We start from the raw sequence: 24242 nt of genomic DNA, 5'->3' as shown, positions 1-24242 counted from the left end.
GAACTCATGTGCTATCTCAAACCTCCCGTTCCGTCTCGACGTAACCTCAGGTGATGATCCAAGATACTCCAGTGATGAAGACGCCAGCCAACGTTCCCCCGGTTCGACGCCTGCTCGTTGCCGCCGTACTCGTCACCGCAACAGCGCCCTCCCTCGCCGCAGCCTCCGACAACTGGCCGTCTTTCCGCGGCAACGCCGCCGACGGCAACGGCACCGGAACGCCACCGGCCACCTGGAACGTCGAGAGCGGCGAGAACGTCCTCTTCCGCGTCGCCGTGCCGGGCCTCGGCCACTCGAGCCCGGTGATCTGGGGCGACCGCCTGTTTCTGACCTCGTCCGTACCCGAGGGTGAAGAGGCCTCGCTCAAGGTCGGCCTCTACGGCGACATCGCGCCCGTCGTGGGCGAGCCTCCCCAACGCTACGTGGTCCTCGCCTACGACAAGCGGAGCGGCGAGCTTCTCTGGCAGCAAACGGCCTTCGAAGGCACGCCGGCGATCAAGCGTCACACGAAGGCATCCCACACGAACTCGACGCCGGCCACCGACGGCGAGGTGCTGGTGGTCTTCTTCGGCTCCGAAGGGCTCCACGCCTATGACCTGGACGGCAAGCCGCTCTGGAACCGGCAGTTCGGCGTGCTCGACTCGGGCTACTTCGTGGTCAAGACCGCGCAGTGGGGGTTCGCGAGTTCACCCCTGGTCCACGACGGCCGCGTGATCATCCAGGTCGACGTACAGGGCGACTCCTTCCTCGCGGCGCTCGACGCGGCCACCGGCGAGGACGTCTGGCGCACCGGGCGCGAAGAGATTCCCACATGGAGCACGCCCGCCGTGTTCCCGCGTAGCGACGGCAGCCGCCAGATTGTCGTCAACGGCTACCAGCACATCGGCGGCTACGACTTCGACACGGGGAAGGAACTCTGGCGGCTCGAAGGCGGCGGCGACATCCCGGTGCCGACGCCCATCCGCGCCGGCGCCGACGGTCCGATCCTCATCACCAGCGCCCACGGCCCGATGCGTCCGGTCTACGCGGTCGATCCGGACGCCGCCGGCGGGATCGATCCCGGGCACGAGGCGATGCTCTGGTTCCACGAGCGGCTCGGGAACTACATGCAGACGCCGATCGTGGTCGGGGACTTCGCGTACTTCGGCTTCGACAACGGCGTCGTCACCGTGTTCGACTGGAAGAGCGGCGAGCGAGTGGCGCAGCAGCGTCTCGGCCGCGGCGCCTCCGGTTTCACTGCCTCGCCGGTCGCGGCCGGCGGCCGCATCTACATGAACAGCGAGGACGGCGACGTCTACGTCCTGGAGGCCGGTGAAGAACTCAACGAAGTGGCCGTCAACGAGATCGGCGAGACCCTGATGGCAACGCCGGCGATCTCGGACGGCGTCATCTACTTCCGGGCGCGGCGTCACCTGATCGCTGTCGGTGGCGGTTCGTAGCCGACGATGGCCACTTCCTCCAGGAGACTGGCAGTCGGCACGGCCACGTTGGCGGCCCTCGTCGCGGCGACGGCCCTGCCTTTGGCCGCCTCGGAAAACTGGCCTTCCTTCCGCGGCAACGGCGCGGACGGCACCGGCACCGGTTCGCCGCCCGCGACCTGGAACGTGGAGACCGGCGAGAACATCCTCTTCAGGGTCCCGGTTCCCGGCCTCGGACACTCGAGTCCGGTCATCTGGGAGGACCGCCTCTTTCTCACGTCGGCGGTTCCCGACGGCGCCGAGGCGTCGCTCAAGGTCGGGCTCTACGGTGACGGTACGCCGGTCGAGGGCGAACCGCCCCAGCGCTTCCAGGTGCTGGCCCTCGACAAGCGGACCGGCGAACTCCTGTGGGAACGAACGGCCTTCCAGGGTACGCCCGCGATCAAGCGGCACACGAAGGCGTCCCACACGAACTCAACGCCCGCGACCGATGGCAAGGTCCTCGTGGCCTTCTTCGGCTCGGAGGGACTCCACGCCTACGACCTGGACGGAACCCCGTTGTGGAACCGTCAGTTCGGCGTCCTCGACTCGGGTCCCTACGACTTCCCCACCTACGAGTGGGGCTTCGCCAGCTCGCCGATCGTTCACGATGGCAGGGTCGTCATCCAGGTCGACATCCTGAGTCAGTCCTTCGTCGCCGTTCTGGATGCGGCAACCGGAGAGGACGTCTGGCGGAAGACGCGCGAGGAGGTCGCCACCTGGAGCACGCCGGCCGTCTTTCCGCGCCAAGGCGGTGGCCGTCAGGTAGTTCTCAACGGCTACCACCACATCGGCGGCTACGACTTCGACACGGGCGAAGAACTCTGGCGCCTCGAGGGCGGCGGCGACATCCCCGTGCCCACGCCGGTCCGGGCTGGCGACGGTCCGATCCTGATCACCAACGCTCATGGCCGGCTGAAGCCGATCTATGCGATCGACCCGGATGCCGAGGGCACGCTCGATCCCGACCACGACGCGATGGTCTGGTTCCACGAACGGCTGGGGAACTACATGCAGACGCCGATCGTGGTCGGCGACCTCGCCTACTTCTGCTACGACAACGGGGTCGTCACGGTCGTCGACTGGACGACCGGCGAACGCCTGAACCAGAAGCGTCTGGGACGCGGCGCGTCGGGCTTCAGCGCCTCGGCCGTCGCCGCCGGCGGGCGCATCTACTTCAACAGCGAAGTCGGTGACGTCTACGTCATCGAGCCGGGTCCTGAGCTCAACGAGATCGCCGTCAACGAACTGGGCGAAACCCTGATGGCAACGCCGGCCATCTCGGGCGGCGTCATCTACTTCCGGGCGCGCCGACACCTGGTCGCGGTCGGCGCGGGTTCATAGCGCCCACCGGGCGCCGAATCACTTCGTTCAGGCTCTACGCTTCAGCACGCCGCTGAAGCTCTCCCGGTGCTGGTGGGCGGTGTAGAGACCCAACACCAGCAGGACGAGACCGAAGACCAGACCGGAAGGCTCCAGGAAGACGTGGAACAGCAGAATGTTGAGCGCGACCGGCGCCAGCACGACCAGGGCCAGCGGTACGAACATGCCGAGGATCAGCAGAACGCCGCAGACGATCTCGGTCACCTTGATTACCGGCCACAGGTAGCCCGTGTCCATGATCGCGCCCATGAAGGCCGCCGCCTCCTCCCCGACCTCGGGCTGCTCCACCAGTTCGAACAGGCCCGTCACGCCGCCGAACACGAACAGCAGCCCCAGCAGAATGCGCGCAATCGTCGGAAGATGCTTCATCGTCTAGCCTCCTTGTGTTCTGTGGGTGCCACAACAGCGTAGCGTCGCGCTTCAGACTGTGAGGAAAACAACGTGACGGGCCACGACATGCTCTGGCGCCCCAGCGCAGAACAGGTCGAGGCCAGCAACCTGGCGCGCTATCTGCGCTGGCTGGAGAACAAGCGAAACCTGCGCTTCGCCGGCTACGACGAACTCTGGCGCTGGTCCGTCACGGATCTGGAGGCGTTCTGGGGCTCGATCGCCGGCTACTTCGCCGTCAGGTTCCCTACACCGCCCGAACGTGTGATCGCGAACCGTGCGATGCCCGGTGCAAGCTGGTTCCCCGGCGCCAGACTGAACTACGCCGAACATGCACTCGCAGGCGGCGGCGGCCAGCCGGCTTTGATCTGCCGTGGCGAGACTCGTGGGCGGCGCGAGTTCAGCCGTGACGACGTGCGCCGCGAAGTCGCCGCCGCCAGGGCCGGTCTGGTCCGCCTCGGGGTCGAGCGCGGCGACCGGGTGGTCGCCTATCTCCCGAACGACGCCGAAGCGGTGATCGCCTTCCTCGCCACCGCCAGTCTGGGCGCGATTTGGTCGAGTTGTCCGCCTGAGTTCGGGGTCGACAGCGTGCTCGACCGCTTCCGGCAGATCGAGCCGAAGGTGCTGATCGGTGTCGATGGCTACACGTACAACGGCCGCGTGTACGACCGCAGCTCCGACCTGGACCGGATCGTCGGTTCGCTACCGACGCTCGGCGCGGCGGTCGTTGTGCAGCCGGCCAGCGACCCATCCGCCGACCCGAACGGCGCCCCGCGTCGCCTGTCCTGGGAGCAGCTGACCGCCCACCGCGACGAACTCGCCTTCGAGCCGGTCCCCTTCGAGCACCCTCTCTGGATCCTCTACTCGTCGGGCACGACAGGGCTGCCGAAAGCGATCGTCCAGGGCCACGGCGGCATCCTCGTCGAACACCTGAAGCAGTTGGCGCTGCACACGGATCTCGGAGCTGGCGACCGCTTCTTCTGGTACACGACGACCGGCTGGATGATGTGGAACTACCTCGTCTCGGGCCTGCTGTTGGGGACGACCGTCGTGCTCTACGATGGCTCGCCCGGCTGGCCAGACCTGATGGCGCTCTACCGCCTGGCTGACGAAGAGGCGGTGACCTGCCTCGGCGTCAGCGCGCCCTTCCTGATGGCCTGCCGTGCGGCCGGTCTCGAACCGGGCAGGCAGTTCGGATTCGAAGCCCTGCGCGCGATCGGTTCGACCGGTGCGCCGTTGCCGGCGGAGGGCTTCGACTGGGTCTACGAGCAGGTCAAGTCGGACGTCTGGCTCGGGTCGCTGTCGGGCGGCACGGACGTCTGCACCGGCTTCGTCGGCCCGAATCCGTTGCAACCTGTCCGGCGGGGCCGCATCCAGTGCCGCTCCCTGGGCGCCAGGGTAGAGGCGTTCGACGAGGACGGCCACGCGGTCACCGGCCAGGTCGGCGAACTCGTGATCACCGAGCCGCTGCCTTCAATGCCCGTCTTCTTCTGGAACGACGACTCCGGCGAGCGGTACCGCGAGAGCTACTTCGACCACTGGCCGGGCGTCTGGCGCCACGGCGACTGGATCGAGTTCGACGAGGACGGCAGCTCCGTCATCTACGGCCGCTCCGACTCGACGCTGAACCGGGGCGGCGTGCGGATGGGCACATCCGAGTTCTACCGCGCCGCGGGGGAGCTCCCCGAAGTCGAGGACTGCGTGATCGTCGACACGGGCAGCCTGGATCGCGAGGGCAAACTCTGGCTGTTCGTCGTGCTGGCAGAGGGCATCGCCCTCGACGCGGCGCTCGCCGGCCGCATCCGGCGTCATCTGCGCACCCGGCTCTCGCCCCGTCACGGACCGGACGAGATCCGGGCGATCCCCGAAGTACCGACGACCCTCTCCGGCAAGAAGCTCGAAGTGCCGATCAAGCGGATCCTCGCCGGTGAGCCGGTGGAGAGTGCCGTGAACGTCGGGACACTGAAGAACCCGGAATCGATCGCCGCACTCGTGGCGACGCTGTAGTCGCCTACTGACTCAGCTTGTTCGCAAAGTCCCCGCCGCGGAAGATCGAGATGTCGTCCAGCGAGATGACCTTCCGCAGCGCCGCGTTGACTTCGTCGAGCGTCATCTCCTCGATCGCCCGCTCCTGGGCGGCGGTGAACTCCATCGTACGGCCGGTGAAGAGGTTGTTGCTCAGAAGTCCCGCCAACGAGCGGTCCTGCGACCGGCCGTTCTGCTGGCTGTCGAGATAGCCGCGCCTTGCCGGTTCGAACTCCTCTTCGGTGAACCCGTCTTCGAGCGCCTTCCTGATCTCGTCGCGGAAGGCGTCGACCACCTTGTCGGCGTTCTCCGGCGCAAAGATCGCGAAGGTCAGGAACAACGCACTGTCGTCGATCGGCGGCACCCCGACCTGAGAGCCGACGCCGTAGGACAGACCCTCCTCCTGGCGGATCCGGGTTGCCAGGCGCGAACTGAGGAATCCGCCGCCCAGCATGTAGTTCGCCATGACCAGCGCGGGATAGTCCGGATCGTCGTTCCGCATCGAGAAGCTCGAAACGGCCATCATCATCGCGTTCGTCTTGTCCGGCGTCTCGATGTCGACCGCCACCGTCTCGACGGCGCGATGCGGATTGGCGACGCGCTCGTACGGCTCGCGCGCCTGCCAGTCGCCGAACAACTCCTCGAGCAAGCCCGCGACTTCGTCCGGGTCGAAGTCGCCGACCACCGCGATCGTGCCGCCCTCGGCGCCGTAGAAAGAGGCCCAGAACTCCCGCGCCTCCTCGACTGTCGCCGCCTCCAGGCGCTCGATCTGCTCGTCGAAGGTCGGCGAGTAGTGGGGATGATCGGCCGGCCACGGACTGAAGTGCCTGCCCATCGCCGTCGGTACCAGAGCCATCGGCTCGGAGCGCTGGGATTCGATTCCCGCCAAGCGCTCCTCGCGCAGCAGGTCGAACTCCTTCGCATCGAACGCCGGCTCGCGCAGAATCTCGGCGGCGAGCCGCAGGACCGGGGTGAGGTTTTCTCGCACCGTGGTAAAGGAGCCGCTCACGATCAGGGCACCGCCGCTGAGGCCTCCCTGGGCCTTGAGGCGGTCCAGTTCGTCGCTGATGTCCTGGCGCGAACGGTTCTTCGTACCGCGCATGAGCATCGAACCGGCCAGATCGCCAGCGGTCGCGCGTCCCATCAGCGCCTCTTCGGTGCCGTGGCGGAAGGCGATCTGCAGGGTCACCGACTCGCCCCGGGTCTGCTTGGGCAGCAACGCGACCTTGATGCCCTTGGACAGGGTCACGAGCCGCGTGCGCCGGTCGATGTTCGCCGGCGTCGGGTCGAAGGCCTCGCCCTCCGCCACCGCCTCGCGTCCGGTGTAGTCCGCGACCAGCGCCGCGATGTCGGGCGCCTTGGGGATCTCGGCCCGTTCAGGTGTCGTGTCCGTCGGATGGAAGTACCCGACCGTTCGGTTCGAATCGCGCAGGTAGGTCTGCGCGACTTCGTGGACGCCTTCCGTCGTCACCTGCTCGAGCCGGTCGCGGTGGAGGAAGAACAGCCTCCAGTCGCCCATCGAGGCCCACTCACTGAGCTGAAGCGCGATCCCCTGCGGATTGTTGAACGAGAGTTCGATCCGCGACAGGTAGTCGGTCTTGGCTCGCTCCACCTCCTCTTCAGTGGGCGGCTCGGCCGCGATCTCGCTGAGGGTCGCGAACAACGCCTCGGCCGCCTCCTCCAGCGAGTCCTGCTCCCGGACCTCGACCGCGGCCGTCAGTACGCCCGGCTCGTTCAGTTGGAAGCTCGAGGCGAAGGCGGAGGCTGCAAGCCCCGGCTCGACCAGGTTCCTGTACAGGCGCCCCGCCGGCTCGACGCCCAGGATGTGAGTGAGCACCTCCACGGCGGCGTACTGCTCATGGGCGCCCGGCGGCACGTGGTAAACGACCATCGCGAGCTGCGTGTCGCCGACCCGCCGAAGGGTCACCGTGCGCTCGCCATCCTGCGCCGGCTCCGCCGTGTACGTCTTGAAAAGCGTGTTCGCGCCGGTGCGGTCGGGGCGCGGAATGGGACCAAACTTCTCCGCTACGAGTTCAAGAGCCCGCTCGACCTCGAACCGCCCGGCCACGACCAGGATCGCATTGTCCGGCTGGTAGTACTTCCGGTAGAAGGCCTGCAGGCGCTCGATCGGCACGTTCTCCACGTCGGACCGCGCGCCGATCGTCGAGTTGCCGTAGTTGTGCCAGTCGAAGGCGGCCGACATGACCCGCTTGCGCAGCACGCCCATCGGCTGGTTCTCGCCGCTCTCCCACTCGTTCCGCACCACGGTCATCTCGGACTCGAGGTCCTCGGCCGAGATGAAAGAGTTGACCATCCGGTCGGCCTCCAGGTCGAGCGCCCACTCGAGGTTCTCGTCGGTCGCCGGGAAGGTCTCGAAGTAGTTCGTCCGGTCGAACCAGGTCGTTCCGTTCGGAAACGCGCCGTGCTCCGTCAGTTCGGCGGGAATGTCCGGGTGGTTCGGCGTGCCCTTGAAGACCAGGTGCTCCAGCAGGTGCGCCATCCCGGTCTCGCCGTAGCCCTCGTGGCGGGAACCGACGAGGTAGGTGATGTTGACGGTCACCTGCTGCTTGCTCTGGTCGGGGAAGAGCAGGAACCGGAGCCCGTTCTCCAGTTGGTACTCCGTGATCCCCTCCACCGAGGCGACCTTCGTGACGCCGTCCGGCAGGTCCTGGGCCAGTACGGGCAGTGCCGAGAGCAGCCAGACGAAAAGGCCGGCGAGCACCTTGGGAGCGTGTTTGTGCGTCCACTTCATCGATGTGTCTCCAGGGGCAGGAGCGGCTTGCTCCGCGCGTTGAACGTTCAGGCGAGGGAGATTACCTACCGTAGAAACGTAAGGGTGCCCCGATTGTTCCGTCGATGCGCCCGAGACGCGCCACTCGGGTTCCCTCTACCGTCCGGCCCGGGTGTCCAGGCTAACGCTCTTGAGCAGCGCGAACACCGGCGATCCGACCGCGAGACCGAGCTCGGCCGACGACGCCCGAGTGATCCGTGCCCGCAGCCGGTGCGAGCCGAGATCGACCGTCGCTTCCGCGAACGCGGTCGACTCGTCCTGCTGCAGCGACACGAGGACCCCGGACAGCACGTTGCGGATGCTGGTCGGCGACGGGTGTTCCGTGGCAAGCGAGACGTCCCGGGAGCGCACCAGCAACCGCGCCGATTCACCGACCGCGAGGTGCTCGATCCGCGGCACGCTAAGCCGCTGGCCGTCGAGGTCGAGCCAGGTCAACCGGTACTCGTCGTCGTGTGCGCTGACCCGCGCCTCCAGCACTGCCGCGGCCTGGAAACGCTCGGTGAGCGGCGCCAGGTCGAGCTGCTCCAGCACCTCGACCGTACCGCCGAACGCCTGTACACGACCCTCGGCCAGCACCAGGACGCGATCCGCCAGCAGCGCCACTTCGTCGACCGCGTGGCTGACGTAGAGGGTCGGGATGCCGAAACGCGGATGCAGCGCCAGCAGGTACGGCATGATCTCGGCCTTGCGCCGGCGGTCGAGCGCCGACAGGGGCTCGTCGAGGAGCAGCAGTCGCGGCCGGCTGAGCAGCGCCCGTCCCAGCGCGGCCCGCTGGCGCTCACCGCCCGACAGGGTCCCGGGCCGCCGGTCGAGCAGGGGTCCGAGGTCCAGTGCGTCGACGACGTCGTCGCAGGTGATCGGCGCCGCGACGCCGGGCGCCGGCGTGCTCCTCCGATCCGCGTAGCGGAGGTTTCCCTCGACATCGAGGTGCGGAAACAGGCGACCGTCCTGGAAGGTGCAGCCGACGGGTCGATGGTGCGGCGGCACCGCGACCCCGGCTTCGCTGTCGAGCCAGACGTCGCCGTTCAGAGCGATTCGGCCCGAGCTTCGCGTCTCGAACCCGAGCAGCGACCTCAGGAGGGTCGTCTTGCCACTCCCCGAAGGACCGAAGAGTGCCGTCACGCCTGCCGCCGGGATCGCCTGCTCGACCTGGAGATCGAAGCCGTCGAATGCGACCTGAACGTCGACTTCGAGCCGGGCTGCCAGCGCCGGTGGAGCCGCGGAACCGCTACCGACAGGCCCCGTGATGCCCATTGCGTGAGGTTCAGGCGACATGAACCGGCAGCCTCCGGTTGAAGACGTAGACGAAGACGAGCACGACAAACGCGAACAGCAGCAGGCCGGCCGCGAGCGTGTGCGCCTCCCCGTAACGCAGCGTCTCCACGTGCTCGTAAATGGCGATCGAGATGACCCGTGTCTTGCCCGGGATGTTCCCGCCCACCATCAGGACGACACCGAACTCGCCGATCGTGTGCGCGAAGGTCAGGACCGCCGCGGTCAGGAACCCGCGCAGCGAAAGCGGCGCGGCTACCGTCAGGAAGGCATCAAGCGGCGACGCGCGGAGCGCAGCCGCCGCCTCCAACGGCCCCCGCCCCAGCGACTCGAAGGCGGCCTGGAGCGGCTGCACCATGAACGGCAGCGAGTAGACGACGGAGGCGATCAAGAGGCCTGTGAACGAGAAGGTGAGGGTCGTGTCCGTGACTTCCACCCAGAGACCGCCAAGCCAGGACCGCGGGCTCATCAGCAGCAGCAGGTAGAAGCCCAGCACCGTGGGCGGCAGAACGAGCGGCAACGCCGTCACCGCCTCGATCACCGGCTTCAGGGGCGATCGGGTACCGGACAGCCACCAGGCAAGCGGCGTTCCGAGAACCAGGAGCACAGCGGTCGCCGCCGCCGCGAGCTGGAGGCTGAGCCACAGCGGGCCGAGTTCGGGCAGGGACATCTCAGGTCAGCGCCGTTCGATCCCGAGCGCCCGTGCCATCCGGACGCGCGGCAGGTCGTTATGCACGAAGCCGAACGACTCGAGGGTCTCCAGCGCCACCGGCGTGTTGAGGAACTCGTGGAAGTCGCGGGCGGCCGGGTTGTCCCTGGCGCGGTCGAGCAGAACCGAGTCCTGACGGATCGGCGTGTGGAGATGCTCTGGAACCTCCCAGTAGCTTCCCTCATGTCCGTTGCGCGGACTGAGCACCGAGGCCAGCGACACGAAGCCCAGTTTCGCGTTTCCCGAAGCCGCCATGGCGAAGGCTTGCCCCACGTTCTCGCCGAGGACGATCTTCGGCCGCAGGCTCTCCCACAGGCCGAGCTCACGGAGCGTCTCCCGGGCCGCTGCGCCGTAGGGCGCCAGGTCCGGGTTCGCGATCGCGAGCCTTCGGAACGAGCCGCCCTTCAACACGCCTTCGTCGACCGGCTCCGCCGCATCGGAACTCCACAACACCAACCGGCCGATCGCATAGGTCCGCTGGGAGTCCTCGACAGCCAGCCCCTGTTCCACCAGCAGCCGCGGGCGCTCCTGGTCCGCCGCCAGGAACAAGTCGAAAGGCGCACCGTGGAGGATCTGCGCGTAGAGCTTGCCGGTCGAGCCGACGGTAACCGTCACCCGATGACCGGTCTGCTGCTCGAAGTCGGCTGCGAGCGTCTCGACGACCTCCGCGACGTTGGCCGCCACCGCCACCGTCGTTTCTCCAGCGAAGGCGCTCCCGGCGGCCAGGACCAGCGCCGGGATGACCCTGGGGAGAGCCCTCAAACGGCGACCGCCTGCGCCGTCCGCCTCGGGTCGCCGCAGGCGATGGCGCCATCCTCCTCGATCAGAACGCCCTCGAACGAACCGCACAGCCAGTTCCAGGGATTCACGACCTCGACCGTCTGGCCGGCTTCCTCGAGCAGCCGCACCGGATCGCCCGGCAGGTCGGCTTCGACGATCAGCGCACCGGGCACGCCCATCGATGAACCGCCGAACCGCGGCTTGTGGACCGAACTCTCGAGGTCGAGGCCGAAGTCCAGCAGGTTGACCGAGTTCTGGACAATGTTCTCGGTCAGCGACACGCTCGGTGATCCGGAGGCGAGCACCGGCTTGCCGTCCCTGGTGAAGATGTTCGGGCAGATGCGCGCGTGCGCCCGCCCTCCCGGCTCGACCGGACCGGAGCCGAGGTGGACGCCTGAGGCGCAGGCGTAGACGCCGTCGACGTAGATGCCGGTCCTGAACGGCATCGACATGACCGAGTGCAGCACGGTGGCGACGTTGCCCGCGGCGTCGACCACCGTGACGTGGTTCGAGCCCGGCGGAGGAGGCGGCACCACGCCCAATGCCTCGTACCGGTCGCTGGGGCTGGCCGGCTTGCCCTCGAGAGCGGCGAACCGCTCAGCCGCGTACTCCTTCGAGATCGCCCGCTCCACGCCGGGCAGGGTGCCGTCGAAACGCCCGCCTACCGCGTCGGCGTACACCCGGCCGATGATCTGCATCATCCTGAGCGTCGTCTCGCCGGACTCGAAGGCCGGGCCCGTCCGCTGGAGGTCGAGCAGCTCGACCATGTTCATGATCTCGACCAGGGCCTGGCCGCCGAAGTCCGGCGCCGGCGAGCCGACCACACCATAGTCGCGGTACGTGCCCATCACCGGCTCGTCCCAGAACGCCTCGTAGGCCGCCATGTCGTCGGCGGTGATCAGGCCGCCCTTCGCCTGTACCGTTTCGGCGTAGCGGCGGCCGAACTCGCCCCTGTAGAAGTGGTCGCCGCCTTCTTCGGCGAGCCGCTCGAGCGTGTCAGCGAGGGCGCTCTGCACCAGCTTGTCGCCGATGTCGCGCAGCGTGCTGCCGTTGAAGTAGATCTCCCGGCTGAAGGGCTCCCGGCCCAGCACCGCCGACTCGACGAACATCTCGCCCCAGAGGAAGGGGTGAATCTCGAAGCCGTGGCGGGCGTAGTGGATCGCCGGCGCCATCACGGTGGGCCGCGGCAGCCGGCCGTGGCGGTCGAGCCCGGCCTCGAAGCCGCCCCAGAAGCCCGGCACGAAGCAGAGGGTGCCGTCCGTCTTCGTCATCAAGGCCCCGAACTCGGCCACGTCCATGTTCCGCACGTCCGGCACCGCCTGAGGCGCCGCCATCATCCCGTTGACGTAGGTGTACTCCCCGGAGGCGGCCTCGTAGTAGAGCATCGACAGGCAGCCCGACAGGGTCGTCATGTGCGGCTCGACGACGGCCTGGGCGATGCTGGCGGCCATCACACCGTCGCAGGCGTTGCCGCCCAGGGCGAGCATGTCGGCCGCGGCGGCGGACGCCAGCGGATGTGTGCAGATCGCGATGCCGTTTGCGCTCCGGACCGCCTGCTTGGGTCCGAAGCGCGCCGTCGACACGAGAGCCTGCCGCCGCTCATCGTCGGGCGGCGTCCAGCCGTTCACGGCAACCGGGGCGGAGCTCGCGGTTTCCGATCCCGGTCCGCAACCCATCGCCATCGCCGCGCCACCGGCCGCGGCGGCGAGCAGGGTCCGCCGATTCAGAGTCAGGTCCGGCCCCTCAACGAGTCCTCTTCCCATCGCAGCCTCCCTCGCGCAAGTAGGGGGAACAGGTTACCGCGTAAGATGCCCCACCCGTCCCACGAACAAGGAGAGTTCGAGTAATGACCGAGCCGGTTCTTCTCGTCGCCAAGTCCGACGGCATCGCCACCCTCACGTTGAACCGCCCAGGCGTGCTGAACGCCCTTTCCGAGGAGCTACGCAACGACCTCGCCGAGGCGATCGAAGACCTCCATCACGACGAGGAAGTCGGCGTGGTCATCCTGACCGGCGCCGGCCGCGCCTTCTGCGCCGGCCTGGACCTGAAGGAGATGAGCGATCCGAACCGGAAACGCCGGGCCATCGCCGATCCGCCGAAGCTGCTCCGCTCGCTCCATCAGCCCGTGATCGGCGCGATCAACGGCATCGCGGTGACCGGCGGCTTCGAGATCGCCCTCTCCTGCGACCTGTTGATCGCGGCCCCGGAGGCCCGCTTCGCCGACACCCACGCCCGCGTCGGCCTGCTCTCCGGCTGGGGCCTCTCCGCGCGGCTGTCGCGAGCCATCGGCCCGGGCCGGGCCAAGGAACTCTCGCTCACCGGCAACTACCTTTCAGCCGAGCGTGCCTGCGAGTGGGGCCTGGTCAACCGGATCGTGCCGCGGGAGGACCTCCTGCCCACCTGCCGCGAGCTCGCGACCGACATGCTGACCTGCCAGCGAGACGTGATGTTCCAGTACAAGCGGATGATCGACCGCGGCTTCGACCTGACCCTCGGCGACGCGATGGACTACGAAGTCGAGGTCAACCGCATGTACCGGGGGCCAAAGCCCGAAGAAGTCGGCGAACGACTCGCCGGCATCCGCGCCCGCGGCCGCGCGCAGGCCGAAGACGCCCGCTGACCTAGTCGTCGAAGTACTTCTCCACGATCCACTCCGGCTGCCAGCGGTCGGGTTCGCGTTCGGTGCCGGTGAGATCGCGGCGTAGGGGCACCGGGTCGGGAACGGAAAGCGGCACGGTGTCGCCCATGGCGGTTTGCCAGCCTTCGAGGAGGGCTTCGAGGAGGGCCGCGGTTTCCACGTGGTCGCGATCGGCGATGAGGTTCGTCAGTTCGTCGGGGTCTTCGGAGAGATCGAATAACTGGCGGTGGTTCACGTTGGGGTACACGATCAGCTTGTAGCGGTCGTCGCGCACCGCGCGCATCACGTCCCGGTAAGGCAGGAAGAGGCTCTTTCGCCAGGTCGGGTCCCCGCCGGACCAGAGGGGAGTCAGGTCGCGGCCGTCGATTCCCGGCGGTTCCGCGACGGCGCCCCGTGCGAGCAGGGTCGGGAAGAGGTCGTAGAGGTAGGTGAAGGCGTCGGTCGTTCCGTGGGGGATGCCCGGGCCGCGAATGATCAGCGGGCAGCGCATGGAGTGTTCGTACAGGTTCTGCTTGCCCAGCAACCCGTGGCTGCCGACCGACAGCCCATGATCGGCGGCGTAGACGACGATCGTGTTCCCGGCCTGGCCGTTCTCGTCGAGCCTGGCGAGGATGCGGCCCACCTGGTCGTCGAGGTGGGTGATCAGGCCGTAGTACTCGGCGAGCTGGTCGCGGATCACGTCCTCCGTGCGTGGCCAGGCGGCCAGGTTCTCGTCGCGGAGGATCAGGGCGCCGTTGTCGAACGGGTGCTGCGGCATGTAGTTGGCGGGCAGCGGCAGGTTGCGCTGGTAGTAGCGCTCCCGGTACTCGGGCGGCGGTTGGCGGGGATCGTGAGGCGCCGTGAAGGGCACGTAGGCAAAGAACGGATGCCCCGGTTCGCCGCTCGCCTCCGCCGCGGCCTGCTCGTCAAGAAACTCGATCACGGCGTCGGCGAAGAGCTCGCTGGAGAACCCCTCCCCCACCCGCCGGCGCACCATGCCGCCGTTCTCGATGTCCTGGACCTCGGTCTGCGTGTGATCCGCCATGCCGCCCAGGTAGATCGCCGTGCCGCGATCGAAGGCGCGCAGCAGCGCCTCTTCGCCGTTGTGCCACTTGCCCGTGATGAACGTGCGGTAGCCCGCGGACTCGAGCAACCGGGGCAGGGTCGGCACGCCCTCCATCCTGTTCGGCGAGCGCATCCAGCTTCGTCCGGTCAGCACCATCGCCCGGCTCGGCACGCAGACGGCGCCGCTGTTCGAGCCGAAGACGTAGTTGCGCCGGAAGCTCCAGCCCTCGGCCACCAGGCGATCCAGGTTCGGGGTGTCGATCAGGTCGTTGCCCCAGGCGCCGATCGTGTCGGCGCGCTGGTCGTCGGCGAAGAGGAACAGGATGTTCGGCCGCGGCGCCTGGGGCTCGGCATCGGCGCCGGTTTCGTCGGCCGCTGGCGGCGCACAGCCGAGCAGGGCCAGAAGCGCGACGGGCGCCAACATGGCAGAGACCTTCACGAGCCGGCCGCCGCGACGCGCGCGATGGCGTCCAGCTTCTCCACGACTTCCGGATCGATCTCGTCTTCCGGCACGAACTCGGCCAGCCGGTGGAAGTTCGCCTTCGACATCAGGTTCGCCTGACCGAGCCGGCGGGCGTAGACCTCGAACAGCGGCGCCATGAGGTCCGCGCTGGCCTTCGCTCCGTCGTCCCACGGCGACGGCCCACCGCTCTCCGCCGAGGCTCCCTCGACCTCCGCGATCGAAGCCCGCATCGCCTCGACGCGGCGCTCGGCCTCGGCCTCCTCGAACAGCGGGCCGGACGCCTCTCGCCGGGCGCTGTCGGCGGCCCAACCCTCGAGGGCCGTCCGCGAGCACAGGTAGTTCTCGATCTCCCGCTTGCGCCAGGCCTGCCGCTCCAGCCCGTCATCCGCGCCCACCTTCTCCGGCAGCTTGTCGAGCAGCGCGATGCCGCGAAGGCCCGGGCAGGCTTCGCGCAGACCGTGGAAGTGGAGTTCGGCGCTCGAGAGCCGGTCGCCGACGTACTGCACGAAGGGTCGCTCGAGCGCCGTCGCGGCGGCTTCGTGACCAAGACGCCGGGCGAAGGCCTTGAGGATCGAGAGGTCCGTCGACCCCTCGAGATAGAGCACCCAACCGACCAGTTCCGCCTGGAGGTACTGGTTGAAGCCGATCCGCGACAGCGCCTTGGCGACCTGGCTGCCGCCGTCGTCGATCCGGTGCGGCTTGCCCACGAAGGCGATCACCGTGTCCGTCCCGGCCGCTTCCGCGAGCAGCACCTCGGAGTGGCTGGCGGCCACGATCTGGCTGCCGTTCTCGGTCGCGAGTTCACGGACGAGCGCGTAGATCTCCCGCTGGCGGAGAATCTCCAGGTGGGCGTCCGGCTCGTCGAGAAGCAGGATCGCGCCGGGGTTCGAGTACAGGTAGGCGAGGATGAGCAGAGTCTGCTGGAGCCCCCGGCCGCTGGAGGAGAGGTCGAGCCAGATGCCCCGTTCCCGGTAACGCATCGTGATCTCGCCGCGCTCCTCGACGTAGAGCGGCTCGTCCAGTTCGACGCCGAACAGCCGGTCGATCCGTTCCTTCAGGTCGGCCCAGACGTCCGGGCTCTCGCCATGGATCCGGAAGCAGAGGTTGCGCAGCACTTCGGCCGTGCGGCCCTCGCCGATCCGGACGTTGATCGACCCCGGGTCGAGGCGCGTTTCCGCCGACGCCATGCCCGACATCGGCGGCAGGTAGGCGACCTTCACTGCCATGGCCTCCTCCGGCACCGGCATCCGCGGCGGCGACGGGCCCCGTTCGAGCCGCAACGGCCGGCAGTAGAAGGACTCCTGGTTCGCGTAGTCGAACTCGAGCCCGCACTTCCAGGCACGCCCGGCTACACCAGCCCCTCCGGCCTCGGCAGCGTCCTGCTCCGGGTCGCCGTCGGCCGGCGGCCCGGAACTCGTGCCCTCGACGACCACGTCGATGCAGACGTTGTCGGTCCGCTGCCGGCCGTCGACGGTGTGGACGTGGCGCGTGTGCAGATCCCGCCACAGGAGGTTGGCGTTGGGAACGGGTATCGCCACCAGGTCGCGGCGGTTGACCGTCACCCCCGGCCGCTTCTCCGGCGCGCTGCCGCCCGACCGCCGCTCCAGCCACCGCCGCAGGCCGATGTCCCACAGCGCCAGCGCCTGCATCGCCGAGGTCTTGCCCGAGTTGTTCGGGCCGATCAGCACCACCGCGCTGGCCAGCTCGATCTCGACCTCCTCGAAGCGCTTGAAGTTGCGGATCGTGAGCTTGTTGAGCATGCGGCGGGTCGGTGAGGAGACCCGGCTACGTTAGCGCAGCCCCCGGCGGCCTCCGGTGAGGCCGGGCAAGCTACACTCGCCGCTCGCGGTTCCCGACTCGACAGCGCCTGACCAGCCCAAGGGCAAGCACACGATGAGCCAACGCACACCCGTACTGATCGGCCTCTCCCAGGTGCTCCAACGTGTCGACGATCCGGCCGAGGCCCGGCCACCGATCAAGTTGATGGTCGAAGCCGTGGACAACGCCCTCGAGGATGCGGGAGCGGGCGACCTGCGACAGCGGATCGACTCGGTGCGCGCGATGAAGGGCGTCTGGGGCTACCGAAACCCCGCGCTCATGGTTGCCGAAGCGCTGGACATGCCCGGCGCCGAAACCGGCCTGTCGGTGGTCAGCGGCAACCAGGTGCAGGCGGTGGTCAACGAGAGCGCACTCGACATCCAGAGCGGCCGACGCGAAGCGATCGTGCTCTGTTCGGCCGAATGCGGCAGGACGATGGGCCGGGCCGCGAAAGCGGGACTGGAACTCGACTGGCTCGAGGACGACGATCCGGTGAAGCTCCCGGACGCCAGCTACGGCGACACCCGCTGGACCCGGCACGAGATGGAGATGGACCGCGGCATCCAGCAGGCGGTTCAGTACTACTCCCTGTTCGAGATCGCGCTGCGGCGCCGGAACGGCGAAACCGTGGAGAAGCACCGCGCCCGCATCGCCGAGCTCTGGGCAGGCTTCAACCGGGTGGCGCAGGGCAACCCGAACGCCTGGATCAGGAAGCCACTGACCGCCGGCGACATCGGCACGGTGTCGCCGGCCAACCGCGCCGTGACCTACCCCTACACGAAGCTGATGAACGCGAACATGCGGGTCGACATGGCGGCGGCGGTCGTCCTCTGTTCGCTCAATCTCGCGCGGTCGCTCGGCGTGCCGGAGTCGAAGATGGTCTTCCCCCTGAGCGGCACGGACGCCGTCGACCACTACTTCGTCTCTGAGCGCGACAACCTCCATTCCTCGCCGGCGATCCAGCTGGCCGGACAGCGGGCCCTGGAACTCGGCGGGGTCGAGGTCGCGGACCTCGACTTCATCGATCTCTACAGTTGCTTCCCCAGCGCCGTGCAGGTCGCGGCCCGGGAACTCGACCTCGACCTCGAGCGTCCGCTCTCCGTCACCGGCGGCCTGACGTTCGGCGGCGGGCCGCTCAACAGCTACGTGATGCACTCGATCGCGCGGACCGCGGAGTTGCTGCGGGAGACGGACGGCGGCCGGGCCCTGGTGACCGCGAACGGCGGCATGCTGACCAAGCACTCCTTCGGCGTTTACTCCACGGACGAGCCGGCCACGCCCTACCGCCACGAGGACCTGACCGCGGAAGTCCACGCGCTGCCGAAGCGCGAGGCCGTGGCCAACTACTCAGGTCCCGCCGAGATCGAGTCCTACGCGGTCATGTTCGGCGGCGGCAGCGCGAAGTCGACCTCGTACCGTTCGACCTACGGCGAGCGCGAAGCTCCGAGCTTCGAACCCACCGTCGCCCACCTGGCCTGCCGCCTGCCGGACGGCCGGAGGAGCTGGGCCAACGTCGAAGATCGGGACACGCTGCGCGACATGTGCGCGCAGGAGTTCTGCGGCCGACCAGTCCAACTCGACGGCGGCGGCGCCGCCGAATGCCGATGATCATTCGCCTCGCCACGGCCGGCCTCGCCGCCCTGCTGGTGACGGGCTGCCTGGGCCACCCCGCCGCACCGGCCCGAAGCGCGATGTTCGACTACGACCCGGGCGCCGATCCGATCACCAACCCGGATTCGCTGTTCGCGCCGTTCGACCCGGAGCGGGCCGACACCGAGGCGACGATCAACCGCTACTCGCTCGACCAGCCGACCTCGCTCAATCCCCTGTTCATCCGCGCCTGGACCGACGGCTTCCTCTACCGCCTGCTGTTCGATCCGATCGCTCACCGCGCTCCGGACCTGACCGCGGAGTGGAACCCGGCGATGGTGGACGAGGTCGAGGAGCTGGAGGGCGGCCTCGTCCACCGCATCAAGCTTCACGCCGGCATGCGCTGGCACGACGGCGCGCCGGTCACCTCCGAAGACGTCCGCTTTTCCCTGGAGGCGATCGCCGACGACAACGTGCCGGCGGTCGACTACAAGTACAAGGCGGCCGAGATCGAGGAGATCCGCATCATCGACGACATCACCTTCGACGTCGTCCACCGCCAGGTCTCGGCGCTCCGCATCGACAACCTCTACTTCCCCATCGTCCCCGCCCACATCCTGAACAACCCCGAGGAGCGCGCGGCCGATCCGACCCTGCGCACCAGCCCCTACTACAACCGCTACCTGCGGGAACTCGGCATCGGCAACGGGCCGTTCCGCTTCGTCGAGTGGATCCACGCCGACCGCGTGGTCGTCGAACGCTGGGAGGACTACCACCACGACAAGCCGCCGATCCGCCGCCAGGCCATCACTACCCACAGCGACCGCAACGCCGCCCTGCTCCAGTTCCGCAAGGGACAGCTCGACGACATCTGGCTGACCGTCCAGCAGCACGGCAGCCAGACCAACGACGAGGACTTCCACGCCGCCGGCGTCAAGGCCTGGGGACCGCGCTGGATGCAGGCGTACATCGGCTGGCAGCAGGGCGGCAACAACCACTTCTTCGGCGATGTCCGGGTGCGGCGGGCGATGGCTCACGCCTACGACGCCGAGCGCGTGCTGCGGCAGGTGAGCTGGAACGTCTACACCCGCTCCAACGGCATGTTCCCGCCCACCCACTGGAGCCACAACCCCGACGTCCAGCCGCTCGAGTACGACCTCGACAAGGCAGCCGCGCTGTTGGACGAGGCCGGCTGGAAGACGAACCCGGACGATGGCTGGCGCTACAAGGAGATCGACGGCGAGCAGGTCCGCTTCCACTTCATGATGAACCTGGCGCAGTCCTTCGTCGACGCGCGCCGCATGGTCGACATCTACCGCGACGACCTGCGCCGCATCGGCGTCTCTTTCGACACCGAGATCCAGGAGAACGCGAGCCGCTCGCCGCTGCTGATCCAGCACGAGATGATCGCCCACGTCGACACCTACCAGGTCTTCGCCGACCCGGACATCTGGCGGAACTTCTTCCACACCGAAGCGATCGAAAACGGCCGCAACTACGACAGCTACAGCAACCCCAAGGTCGACGAACTCTTCGACCGCTCCCGCATGGAACTCGACCGCGACCGCCGCGCCGAACTGCTGCGCGAACTGCAGGCCCACGTCCAGGCCGACCAGCCCGCCCTGTTCCTGTGGAACTACAGCACCACCTGGGGCTTCAGCAAGAGGATGCGCGGCGTCGAACTGGGGCCGGCGGGCGTCACCGCGTTCGTCCCCGGTACGCGGGCGTGGTGGGTCGAGCGGGAGGAGTAGGAGATGGTCTTGCTGGTGCGCAACCGCGTCAAGGACTTCGACCACTGGAAGCGCGTCTTCGACGAGCAGGAGGCCGCCGGACTGGCGGCCGGACTGTCCGTCGAGCGAGTGTGGCGTTCGGCCGACAAGGCGGACGAGGTGTTCTTCATCCTCGATGTCGAGGACCGGGCGAGGGCGGAGGCGTACATGGCAACGCCTGAAGCCGCCGCGGTCGGCGAAGAGGCCGGGGCACTTGAAGGCGAGTTCTGGTTCCTGGAGGAGTTCCCGGTCTCAGGGGTTCGTTGAGACGGGCTGGGGCCGGCCGTCAGACGCCGCTCCTCTCCCGCACCGCGGCCCACAGGCCGACCCAGATGCTGTAGCACATGGCCAGCAGCACCAGGGTGAACGGCAGGCCCGTCGAGACGGTCATCGCCCGCAGGGCGTCCAGCGCGCCGGTGCCGCCGACCAGGAGCAGGACCGCGGCGACGACACCTTCGAGCGTGGCCCAGAAGACACGCTGGCTGGTCGGCACGTCTTCCTTCCCGCCCGCGGTGATCGTGTCGACGACGAGCGAGCCGGAGTCGGACGAAGTGACGAAGAACACGAGCACGAGGACGATGCCGGCGAGCGACAGCACCGCGCTGAGCGGGAACTGCTCGACCATCCGGAAGAGCATGACCTCCTGGGCCGCCGACGCCACCGGCGCCGTGCCGTCCGCGATCGTCTGGGAGATCGCCGTGCCGCCGAAGGCCGCCATCCAGACGATCGACAGCAGGGTCGGGATGAGAATCACGCACACGACGAACTCGCGCACGGTCCGGCCGCGGGACACTCGGGCGATGAACATGCCGACGAACGGCGACCAGGACACCCACCAGGCCCAGTAGAACGTGGTCCAGTCATGCGAGAAGCCCGTGTCCTCACGACCGAACGGCACCGCCAGCGGCACCAGGTTCGCGCCATAGGCCAACGCGCCCCTGGCGGCGGTGACCAGAATCTCACCCGTCGGGCCGATCACGATGACCGCGAGCAACAGGGCAAGGGCAAGGGTCATGTTGAATCCCGACAGCACCTTGATGCCGCGGTCCAGGCCGCGTACCACCGAAACGACGGCGAGCAACGTGATGACGCCGATCAGCACCACGGCGGCCAGACCGCCCGTACCCCAGCCGTAGAGCAGGTTGAACCCCGCCAGGGCCTGGGTGGTCCCCAGCCCAAGCGACGTCGCCAGGCCGAACAGGGTGGCAAACACAGCCAGGACGTCGATCAGATGTCCCCACCAGCCGCGCACGCGGTCGCCCAGAATCGGATAGAACGCCGAGCGCAGGGTCAGGGGCAGGCCGTGGTTGTAGGCGAAGAACGCCAGCGCCAGGGCGACCACGGCGTAGATCGCCCACGGATGCAGGCCCCAGTGGTAGATCGTCGCCGCCATCGCGAGGTCGCGCGCGGCCAGCGCGTCACCGGCGGCGCCTCCCAGCGGCGCGGCGTCGCTGCGCAGGCCGTCGCCGTCCATCACCGGCCCGTCCAGGGCGGCGCCGAAGTGGGACAGCGGTTCCGAAACGCCGAAGTACATCAGGCCGATCCCCATGCCGGCGGCGAACAGCATCCCGAACCAGCCCGGGTACGAGAACTCTGGCCTGGCGTCCGGGCCACCCAGCCGCACCCTGCCGACCGGCAGGAACACGAGCAGCAGGGCGAAGAACACGAAGACGTTGCCGGCCGACAGGAAGAACCAGTCGAAGGCGCCGATGATCGCCGGGAGCAGCCACCTGAAGAACCGCGCGGCCTGGTTCTGGAAGACCAGCGTGCCGAGAACGAACAGGACGATCACGGCACCCGAGACGACGAACACCGGGTGGTGAATGTCGAGCCCGAACGGGGTGATGTTGTCCTGCCCGACGCGGAGCTGGCGGCGCCGACTCAGTTGAACTGTTCGCGCAGCAGGCGCTTCAGGATCTTCCCCGACGGGTTGCGCGGCAACTGGTCGATGAAGTGGACGGCGACCGGTTGCTTGAAGCGGGCCAGCTTGTCCTGGCAGAACTCGAGGATCTCTTCGCCTTCGAGGTTCTCGTCGGAGCGGACGACGATGGCGACCGGGGACTCGCCCCACTTCTCGCTCTCGCGGCCGATGACGCCGACTTCGAGCACCTTGGGGTGGCGGCCGATGACCTCTTCGAGCTCAGCGGGATAGACGTTCTCGCCGCCGGAGATGATCATGTCCTTCAGCCGGTCCTGGATGTAGACGAAACCGTCCTCGTCCATCACCGCGCCGTCGCCGGTGTAGAACCAGCCGTCCACGAGACTCTCGGCGGTGGCGTCCGGGCGGTTCCAGTACTCCTTCATCAGGTGGCGGCCGGCGACCAGGACCTCTCCCGCATCGCCGGGAGCGCAGTCGTTGCCGTCGCCATCGACGACGCGCACGGAGGTGTGGAAGAAGGCCTTGCCGGTCGAGCCGGCCTTGCGGATGGCGTCCTCGGGCGAGATGAGGCAGGCCGGACCGCAGGTCTCGGTCAGGCCGTAGACCTGGTGGATCTCGATGCCCAGCTTGTCGTAGGCCTCGATCAGGTTGACCGGCACCGGCGCCGCGCCGCTCATGCACCAGCGGAGCCGCTCGTGCCTGCAGCGCTCGGGATCGTAGACCTGGAGCATGAAGTTGAGCATCGCAGGCACCTTCAGCATCACGTCGATCTTCTCTTCGTCGATCAACTGCCAGGTGCGCACCGGGTCGAAGGCGCGCAGCACGACGCTGGTGCTGCCGCGGTGGACGTTGCCGGTGGCCGGGGTCAGGGCGCCAACGTGGAACAGGGGCAACGAGACGAGGTAGCGGTCGCCGTAGCGGGTGTCGGCGCTGGCCATGATCGTCAGGCCCGCCCACAGCGCCGACGCGTGGGTGTGAACGGCGCCTTTGGGCAGGCCGGTCGTTCCCGAGGTGTACATGATGTAGAGCAGGTCGTCGTCCAGGGCCCCGATCTCGGGCTCGGCATCGCTCGCCGCCGACGTGGCGTCCAGGTACGAGACACAGCCGTCGGGCCGCTGCTCGTCCGGACCGACGTGGACCCACTTCGTGACGTCCGTGCCGTTCTCGCCGCCGCCGCGCGCGATCAGGTCCAGCACCTGGGCCTGGAACTCGTCGCCGAAGATGAGCGTCTCGGCGCCGGCGTCGCGGATGATGAAGGACAGTTCCTCGGGCGTCAGCCGCCAGTTCAGCGGCACGCAAACGGCGCCGATCTTGGCGATCGCGAAGAACGTCTCCATGTACTCCACGCTGTTCATCAGCAACAGCGCCACGCGGTCGCCTTTGCCGACACCGAGTTCGCGGAGCGCGTTGGCGGTCCGGTTCGAGCGCAGGTTCCACTCGGCGAACGTGAAACGGCGCTCCGTTTCGACGTCGACGAAACCCTCCATATCCGGCGACAGGGAGGCGCGCTTGGTCAGGATGAGTCCGACGTTGTCTCGCATGGGCTCCTTCTCCTCGGGCGTTCAGCGATCCGGCCGGATCGTAGCGCGACCGGTCTAATCGACGGTGGCGGCCACTGCCTCGTCGAGACCGTAGCCTTCCAGCGTCCCGTGCAGAGCGACGATGTCGAGCCCCATGACGAGCAGGTCGTGCTTCTCGCCGGACAGGTCGCGGACGTGATTCCGCATCAGCCCCTCGGGGCGAAAGCCGAGTCCCTCGAAGGCAGCGACGGCGCCCTTCTGGTCCGCCGTCATCCGCGCCACGACCTTCTCGATGCCGGCCGCGACAGCCGCCTGGAACGCCTGCTCGACGAGCAGCCGGCCGAGGCCCATGGCGCGCGCCGACTCGGAGATCACGACCCGAATCTCGGCGACGTGGGAGGACCACTGCAACTGGCTGCGGTCGATCGAGGCGTAGCCGATCAGCTCGGCGTCCGCCAGGGCGAGCAACGTTGTCATCTGGCCCGACTCGATCTCGCCGATCCACTGGTCGACCACGTCGGCCTCGCGGATGTCGCGGCGCAGGAACAGGAGATCGTGGTCCGGAAGACCGTCGGCGAAGGCGAGGACGGCTGTGCGATCGTCCGCGTCCATCGGCCGTACCGTCAGCTCACGGGCGTTCAGCCGCCGGGCGACACGGTCGACGGGCGCCATCGACAGCGGGCGGTTCTCTTCGACGCGGTTCTTCTCGTCTGCCAT

General features: G+C 68.2%; 18 protein-coding genes. 7 read left to right on the top strand and 11 right to left on the bottom strand.

Going from position 1 to position 24242, the window contains the following annotated elements; genetic code table 11:
• Positions 1–74 precede the first annotated feature (74 nt).
• The gene (locus OXI49_04675) at positions 75–1439 is read left to right on the top strand and encodes a PQQ-binding-like beta-propeller repeat protein (protein ID MDE2689785.1); all 1365 of its coding nucleotides are present in this window, start codon (positions 75–77) and stop codon (positions 1437–1439) included.
• 6 nt (positions 1440–1445) lie between these two features.
• Entirely contained in the window at positions 1446–2801 is a 1356-nt protein-coding gene (locus tag OXI49_04670; GenBank protein ID MDE2689784.1) for a PQQ-binding-like beta-propeller repeat protein, read from the top strand.
• A gap of 27 nt (positions 2802–2828) precedes the next feature.
• Here OXI49_04670 and OXI49_04665 read toward each other — a convergent pair whose 3' ends face one another.
• Positions 2829–3209 carry a DoxX family protein gene (locus tag OXI49_04665; protein ID MDE2689783.1) on the bottom strand — a complete coding sequence of 127 codons (381 nt, stop codon included), beginning with the start codon at positions 3207–3209 and terminating at the stop codon, positions 2829–2831.
• Between the two features lie 87 nt (positions 3210–3296).
• On the opposite strand from OXI49_04665, the gene OXI49_04660 reads away from it, so the two are divergent.
• Complete coding sequence (locus OXI49_04660; GenBank protein ID MDE2689782.1) at positions 3297–5234, top strand: acetoacetate--CoA ligase; 1938 nt, start codon at positions 3297–3299, stop codon at positions 5232–5234.
• A gap of 4 nt (positions 5235–5238) precedes the next feature.
• Here OXI49_04660 and OXI49_04655 read toward each other — a convergent pair whose 3' ends face one another.
• The 5 genes from OXI49_04655 to OXI49_04635 all read right to left on the bottom strand — a co-directional run bounded on the left by OXI49_04655 (position 5239) and on the right by OXI49_04635 (position 12567).
• A complete protein-coding gene (locus OXI49_04655; GenBank protein ID MDE2689781.1) occupies positions 5239–8004 on the bottom strand; it encodes a pitrilysin family protein in 2766 nt (921 codons plus the stop codon).
• A gap of 135 nt (positions 8005–8139) precedes the next feature.
• Positions 8140–9318: a molybdenum ABC transporter ATP-binding protein gene (gene modC, locus OXI49_04650; protein ID MDE2689780.1), complete on the bottom strand. Its 1179-nt coding sequence runs from the start codon at positions 9316–9318 to the stop codon at positions 8140–8142.
• Complete coding sequence (modB, locus tag OXI49_04645; GenBank protein MDE2689779.1) at positions 9308–9985, bottom strand: molybdate ABC transporter permease subunit; 678 nt, start codon at positions 9983–9985, stop codon at positions 9308–9310. Before modB ends, modC begins: the two co-directional genes overlap by 11 nt.
• A gap of 6 nt (positions 9986–9991) precedes the next feature.
• The gene (gene modA, locus OXI49_04640; GenBank protein MDE2689778.1) at positions 9992–10786 is read right to left on the bottom strand and encodes a molybdate ABC transporter substrate-binding protein; all 795 of its coding nucleotides are present in this window, start codon (positions 10784–10786) and stop codon (positions 9992–9994) included.
• Entirely contained in the window at positions 10783–12567 is a 1785-nt protein-coding gene (locus OXI49_04635; GenBank protein ID MDE2689777.1) for a gamma-glutamyltransferase, read from the bottom strand. Before OXI49_04635 ends, modA begins: the two co-directional genes overlap by 4 nt.
• An 83-nt stretch (positions 12568–12650) precedes the next feature.
• Between OXI49_04635 and OXI49_04630 the strand changes: the two genes are divergently transcribed.
• On the top strand, positions 12651–13424 hold the full coding sequence (locus OXI49_04630; protein MDE2689776.1) for an enoyl-CoA hydratase: 774 nt from the start codon (positions 12651–12653) through the stop codon (positions 13422–13424).
• 1 nt (position 13425) lies between these two features.
• On the opposite strand, the gene OXI49_04625 is transcribed toward OXI49_04630, so the two are convergent.
• Together OXI49_04625 and OXI49_04620 are read right to left on the bottom strand one after the other, a co-directional pair.
• On the bottom strand, positions 13426–14910 hold the full coding sequence (locus OXI49_04625; protein MDE2689775.1) for a sulfatase-like hydrolase/transferase: 1485 nt from the start codon (positions 14908–14910) through the stop codon (positions 13426–13428).
• A gap of 11 nt (positions 14911–14921) precedes the next feature.
• Complete coding sequence (locus OXI49_04620) at positions 14922–16709, bottom strand: AAA family ATPase (protein ID MDE2689774.1); 1788 nt, start codon at positions 16707–16709, stop codon at positions 14922–14924.
• A 133-nt stretch (positions 16710–16842) separates the two neighbouring features.
• Here OXI49_04620 and OXI49_04615 point away from each other — a divergent pair, with 133 nt between their 5' ends.
• Genes OXI49_04615 through OXI49_04605 form a run of 3 tightly spaced genes read left to right on the top strand, consistent with a single transcriptional unit; the run spans position 16843 to position 20393 of the window.
• Positions 16843–18375 carry an acetyl-CoA acetyltransferase gene (locus tag OXI49_04615; protein ID MDE2689773.1) on the top strand — a complete coding sequence of 511 codons (1533 nt, stop codon included), beginning with the start codon at positions 16843–16845 and terminating at the stop codon, positions 18373–18375.
• Complete coding sequence (locus OXI49_04610) at positions 18366–20108, top strand: ABC transporter substrate-binding protein (protein ID MDE2689772.1); 1743 nt, start codon at positions 18366–18368, stop codon at positions 20106–20108. The genes OXI49_04615 and OXI49_04610 overlap by 10 nt, the downstream gene beginning before the upstream one ends.
• A 3-nt stretch (positions 20109–20111) precedes the next feature.
• Positions 20112–20393, top strand: coding sequence for a hypothetical protein (locus OXI49_04605; GenBank protein MDE2689771.1), 282 nt, complete (start codon positions 20112–20114; stop codon positions 20391–20393).
• A 19-nt stretch (positions 20394–20412) separates the two neighbouring features.
• Here OXI49_04605 and OXI49_04600 read toward each other — a convergent pair whose 3' ends face one another.
• The 3 genes from OXI49_04600 to OXI49_04590 are packed head-to-tail and all read right to left on the bottom strand — an operon-like array spanning position 20413 to position 24242.
• Positions 20413–22011: a BCCT family transporter gene (locus tag OXI49_04600; GenBank protein MDE2689770.1), complete on the bottom strand. Its 1599-nt coding sequence runs from the start codon at positions 22009–22011 to the stop codon at positions 20413–20415.
• A complete protein-coding gene (locus OXI49_04595; GenBank protein MDE2689769.1) occupies positions 22008–23546 on the bottom strand; it encodes a long-chain fatty acid--CoA ligase in 1539 nt (512 codons plus the stop codon). Before OXI49_04595 ends, OXI49_04600 begins: the two co-directional genes overlap by 4 nt.
• Positions 23547–23600: 54 nt before the next feature.
• A complete protein-coding gene (locus OXI49_04590; GenBank protein ID MDE2689768.1) occupies positions 23601–24242 on the bottom strand; it encodes a GNAT family N-acetyltransferase in 642 nt (213 codons plus the stop codon).

It is taken from the genome of Acidobacteriota bacterium (genome assembly GCA_028875725.1).
GTDB lineage: Bacteria > Acidobacteriota > Thermoanaerobaculia > Multivoradales > Multivoraceae > Multivorans.
Note: the sequence above shows the minus strand (reverse complement) of the source record. Positions and strands in the feature narration are given on the sequence as shown.

What these genes read in the sequence shown, in the direction of transcription:
- OXI49_04675 (MDE2689785.1), top strand. Translation starts at nt 75, where the DNA reads ATGAAGACGCCAGCCAACGTTCCCCCGGTTCGACGCCTGCTCGTTGCC.
- OXI49_04670 (MDE2689784.1), top strand. Translation starts at nt 1,446, where the DNA reads ATGGCCACTTCCTCCAGGAGACTGGCAGTCGGCACGGCCACGTTGGCG.
- OXI49_04665 (MDE2689783.1), bottom strand. Translation starts at nt 3,209, where the DNA reads ATGAAGCATCTTCCGACGATTGCGCGCATTCTGCTGGGGCTGCTGTTC.
- OXI49_04660 (MDE2689782.1), top strand. Translation starts at nt 3,297, where the DNA reads ATGCTCTGGCGCCCCAGCGCAGAACAGGTCGAGGCCAGCAACCTGGCG.
- OXI49_04655 (MDE2689781.1), bottom strand. Translation starts at nt 8,004, where the DNA reads ATGAAGTGGACGCACAAACACGCTCCCAAGGTGCTCGCCGGCCTTTTC.
- modC (MDE2689780.1), bottom strand. Translation starts at nt 9,318, where the DNA reads ATGTCGCCTGAACCTCACGCAATGGGCATCACGGGGCCTGTCGGTAGC.
- modB (MDE2689779.1), bottom strand. Translation starts at nt 9,985, where the DNA reads ATGTCCCTGCCCGAACTCGGCCCGCTGTGGCTCAGCCTCCAGCTCGCG.
- OXI49_04635 (MDE2689777.1), bottom strand. Translation starts at nt 12,567, where the DNA reads ATGGGAAGAGGACTCGTTGAGGGGCCGGACCTGACTCTGAATCGGCGG.
- OXI49_04630 (MDE2689776.1), top strand. Translation starts at nt 12,651, where the DNA reads ATGACCGAGCCGGTTCTTCTCGTCGCCAAGTCCGACGGCATCGCCACC.
- OXI49_04625 (MDE2689775.1), bottom strand. Translation starts at nt 14,910, where the DNA reads ATGTTGGCGCCCGTCGCGCTTCTGGCCCTGCTCGGCTGTGCGCCGCCA.
- OXI49_04620 (MDE2689774.1), bottom strand. Translation starts at nt 16,709, where the DNA reads ATGCTCAACAAGCTCACGATCCGCAACTTCAAGCGCTTCGAGGAGGTC.
- OXI49_04615 (MDE2689773.1), top strand. Translation starts at nt 16,843, where the DNA reads ATGAGCCAACGCACACCCGTACTGATCGGCCTCTCCCAGGTGCTCCAA.
- OXI49_04610 (MDE2689772.1), top strand. Translation starts at nt 18,366, where the DNA reads ATGCCGATGATCATTCGCCTCGCCACGGCCGGCCTCGCCGCCCTGCTG.
- OXI49_04605 (MDE2689771.1), top strand. Translation starts at nt 20,112, where the DNA reads ATGGTCTTGCTGGTGCGCAACCGCGTCAAGGACTTCGACCACTGGAAG.
- OXI49_04595 (MDE2689769.1), bottom strand. Translation starts at nt 23,546, where the DNA reads ATGCGAGACAACGTCGGACTCATCCTGACCAAGCGCGCCTCCCTGTCG.
- OXI49_04590 (MDE2689768.1), bottom strand. Translation starts at nt 24,242, where the DNA reads ATGGCAGACGAGAAGAACCGCGTCGAAGAGAACCGCCCGCTGTCGATG.